This is a genomic window from Kitasatospora sp. NPDC059160, from assembly GCF_042755465.1.
Lineage (GTDB): Bacteria > Actinomycetota > Actinomycetes > Streptomycetales > Streptomycetaceae > Kitasatospora.
In genome coordinates, this window is the sequence record NZ_JBHZCN010000228.1 from 1 (window position 1) to 3,968 (window position 3,968).

2 protein-coding genes, 1 tRNA gene and 1 other RNA gene are annotated in these 3,968 nt (G+C 70.8%); 2 read left to right on the forward strand and 2 right to left on the reverse strand.

Features of this window, described 5'->3' with window-relative positions:
- Positions 1 to 174 precede the first annotated feature (174 nt).
- Together ACFXOZ_RS42250 and ACFXOZ_RS42255 are read right to left on the reverse strand one after the other, a co-directional pair.
- A complete protein-coding gene (locus tag ACFXOZ_RS42250; RefSeq protein ID WP_380595351.1) occupies positions 175 to 1,599 on the reverse strand; it encodes a hypothetical protein in 1,425 nt (474 codons plus the stop codon).
- A gap of 118 nt (positions 1,600 to 1,717) precedes the next feature.
- Positions 1,718 to 1,802: transfer RNA gene (locus tag ACFXOZ_RS42255), tRNA-Ser, on the reverse strand.
- 111 nt (positions 1,803 to 1,913) lie between these two features.
- Here ACFXOZ_RS42255 and ffs point away from each other — a divergent pair.
- An RNA gene (gene ffs / locus ACFXOZ_RS42260) (signal recognition particle sRNA small type) lies at positions 1,914 to 2,004 on the forward strand.
- 90 nt (positions 2,005 to 2,094) lie between these two features.
- On the forward strand, positions 2,095 to 3,968 hold a 1,874-nt coding region (locus ACFXOZ_RS42265; protein ID WP_380595353.1), incomplete at its 3' end, for a DNA polymerase III subunit gamma and tau.

Genomic DNA, 3,968 nt, shown 5'->3' on the forward strand with positions numbered 1-3,968 from the left:
GCTTCGCTGCCTCGACGGCCGCGGCCGAGACGGTCACTTCCTTCATCAGGTGCTACTTCCTTGATCGGGAGTTACACCGTTCTTTGTACAGACCCCAGCACCCTGCCAGAGGATCGGTCCCCAGCGGGTGGGAATGCGATGGTTCGGCCAGAGAGCCTGCGGGCGCGGGCGTGCCTATTCGTCGTGGCCGTGAGCCTGTCGGTGGTGGCGGAAGTACTCCGCTCTCTCCGGGATGGCCGCTGGGCATCGCCGACCCACGAGGCGTCCGGCTGCGGCGGCAACAGTACTTCCCTCGTCTGTGAGGCGGCTTCGGATGACGCCCTCGGAGTCAACGAAGATGTCGCCGAGCTCGAACATCTGGTCGCAGCCGAACGTGCAGGCCAGCATTCCGATGGCGAGATCGCGCCGTTCGTCCTCGCTTGCCTCGGCCCGGCGTTTGATATGCGCGGCGCGGAGGTAGGCCGCTGGATAGGTCTCCCCACACAGTGCGCATGGGGCAGCCGTGCGGTTGTTGAGCAGCCACTGGCGGAGCTGAGGTTGCTCCCGGCGGGCGCTACCCAGCCGAGCGGTATCGGTGGGCCCTTCCAACAGATGAGTCGGGAAGGTCAGCGACCACGGCTCGGCCGCCTCGGTGGAACTGCCAGCGCCCAATTCCGCGGGCAGGGTGAAGTGCAATGCTCTCGCGGAGGGGCAGACCTCCGGCGCAGGCTCCGGGAGCCAGTCGCGACCGCGTGAGATGAAGGCATGGGAGTCGCTGATCTGGTGGACGATCCGGACCAGGACCTGGGCGTCGTCCGCCGCGTCGGTACCGGGGGTGAACATTGCGAGGCCGTCGGTGCTGTCGCCGCAACGCCAGATCGCCTCAGTCATCTGTAGGTCGATCCACTGTGTTCCCAGCCAGTGTTCCCTGCGTCGCTTCTTGGACCCGGTTGACGTGAGTGCGAGCTCGGCTTCTAGAGCGAGCACTGGGTACTGGCCCCAGACGATGATGTACTCGCCCTCCACTGTCTTGGTCGCGAGCCGGGCAAGCTGCGGGAGGACCTGCGGAAGCGGCTGGGCGTCGGCTGGATGGTGGTGGGCTGGACAGGACCTGCCGGGTTCTGTGCGGATGAGGAAGTGCTCGTTGACCAGGTCGAACAGGGAGCACACCGCGATCTCAGAAAGTCGGCCGCAGCACGGGGTGGCGCGAACGGTCAGTACCAGCGGATGGCCAGTTTGGTAGGGCCTTCCCTTCGCCCGGATGAGGCGCCCGTTGAGTGCACGGTTCTCCACCAAGCCTGCGCGGAATTTGCCGCGGGCGACCATCTCCTTGATGTCGAGGGCCGTCATCGTCCGCGCCATCTCGTCGTCTCGATCGACGTGGCGTTCGCCATGCTGTGACTCGGCCGGTTCGAGACCGGCCAGGGCATAGGCGGGCCGGTACGTGCAGCCGTGAACACCTGGGCTGGTCAGCCACGCGCTGGGTTGGCGCGCGTGTGGGATGCGCAGGCCGAGGGCGGGTAGGTCGTCCGCCGGCAACAGATGTGCTGGGCGATCGGCCTCCGAGTATCGCGGGAGGTCGAGGAGCGCGCGGTCGGCTGGTAGGTAGTGCGGAGCCACTGGGCAACCGTATCGGTCCGTGTGCGGCGGCAACTGCAACCAAAACTGCAACCACGACACGAAGAAGGCCCCGACCAGGAACCCGGTCGGGGCCTTCAACTGCCCTACTGGGCAAAGGCGGAGGATACGAGATTCGAACTCGTGAGGGATTGCTCCCAACACGCTTTCCAAGCGTGCGCCCTAGGCCTCTAGGCGAATCCTCCGTGGGAGAGCTTAGTACATGTTTCGGGGTGCTCGCGACCAGCTGTCCCGCAGGCTGAGGGGTGGGGGTGGCCTGTGGATCGTCGGGGCCGGGATCCGGTACTGTGGGGGTCAGCCCCTCGTGTGGCGTCATCTCTCTGAACCCCCCCAGGGCCGGAAGGCAGCAAGGGTAGGAGGGCTCTGGCGGGTGCACGAGGGGTCTTTGCGTTCCCGGGGGCGTGTGGGCCGTGGGGAGAGCGGGGCCGGGGTGAAGGGGCGACGCGTTTGTCCGTCCGTCCCGATATCGTCGGGGGTGTGTCCCTAGCCCTGTACCGCCGCTACCGCCCCGAGACCTTCGCGGAGGTCATCGGGCAGGAGCACGTGACCGCTCCGCTCCAGCAGGCCCTGCGCAACAACAGGGTCAACCACGCGTACCTGTTCAGCGGGCCGCGCGGCTGTGGCAAGACGACGAGCGCGCGCATCCTGGCCCGTTGCCTGAACTGCGAACAGGGGCCGACGCCGACGCCCTGCGGGGAGTGCCAGTCCTGTCGGGACCTCGCGACCGGCGGGCCCGGCTCGATCGACGTGATCGAGATCGACGCCGCCTCGCACGGTGGTGTGGACGACGCGCGCGAGCTGCGTGAGCGGGCCTTCTTCGCGCCGGTGCACAGCCGGTACAAGATCTTCATCCTGGACGAGGCGCACATGGTGACCTCGGCCGGGTTCAACGCGCTGCTCAAGGTGGTCGAGGAGCCGCCGGAGCACCTCAAGTTCATCTTCGCGACCACCGAGCCGGAGAAGGTGATCGGGACGATCCGGTCCCGCACCCACCACTACCCGTTCCGGCTGGTCCCGCCCGGCACCCTGCGCGACTACCTGGCGGAGGTCTGCGGCCGCGAGGGCATCCAGGTCGAGGACTCGGTGTTCCCGCTGGTCGTACGGGCCGGCGCGGGCTCGGTGCGTGACTCGATGTCGGTGATGGACCAGCTGCTGGCCGGTGCCGCCGAGGGCGGCGTGACGTACCAGATGGCGACGTCGCTGCTCGGGTACACCGACTCGGCGCTGCTGGACGAGGTGGTGGACGCCTTCGCCGCGCAGGACGGCGCGACGGTGTTCCAGGTGATCGACCGGGTGGTCGAGGGCGGGCACGACCCGCGCCGCTTCGTCACGGACCTGCTGGAGCGGCTGCGCGACCTGGTGATCCTCGCCACCGTGCCGGAGGCCGGGGAGAAGGGGCTGATCGACGCCCCGGCGGACCGGGTCGCGGTGATGCAGGCGCAGGCGGACGCCTTCGGCGCGGCCGAGCTGAGCCGGGCCGCGGACATCGTCAACACCGGGCTGACCGAGATGCGCGGCAATGCGGCGCCCCGGCTCCAGCTGGAGCTGATCTGCGCCCGGGTGATGCTGCCGGGCGCGTACAGCGACGAGCTGTCGTTGCAGGCGCGGCTGGACAAGTTGGAGCGCCGGGCCGCGGCGGGCGGCTTCGCCGCACCGGCCGGGATGGCGCCGATGGCACCGATGGCCGGGGTGGCTCCGGCGGCGGCGCCCGTGGCCGTTGCGACGGCGGCGCCGGCGGTCCCCCAGGCTGCCCCGCCGGTGGAGGTGCCCGCTCCGGTGCCCGCGCCGGTCGTGGCGGCCCCCGCCCCCGCGCAGGCCCCGGCGCCCCCGGCCCCGGCCGGGCCCGCTCCGGGCGCCTGGCCGATCGCGCGCAGCTTCCCGCCCGCCGGTGGCGCACCGGCCCCCGCTGCTGCTGCCGCCCCCGTGCCGCAGCCGCAGGCCGCCCCGCAGCCCGCGCCGACCCCGGCCCAGCCGGTCCCCGCCCCCACCCCCGCCCCCGCGGGCGCCCCCGGCGGTCAGCCGTCCGCGGCCGCGCAGCAGGGCGCCGGGCAGGTCCGGCAGCTGTGGCCGCAGATCCTGGAGGCGGTGAAGAACCGCCGCCGCTTCACCTGGATCCTGCTCAGCCAGAACGGCCAGGTGGCCGGGTTCGACGGCAGCGTGCTCCAGGTCTCGTTCATCAACGCCGGTGCCCGGGACAGCTTCGTCGGCAGCAACAGCGACGACGTGCTGCGCCAGGCGCTGTCGGACGCGCTGGGCGTGGACTGGCGGATCGAGTGCATCGTCGACCCGTCGGGCGGCGTGGGTGCGCCGGCGGCGGCCCCGGCCCCGGCCGGCGGCGGCTGGGGGGCCCC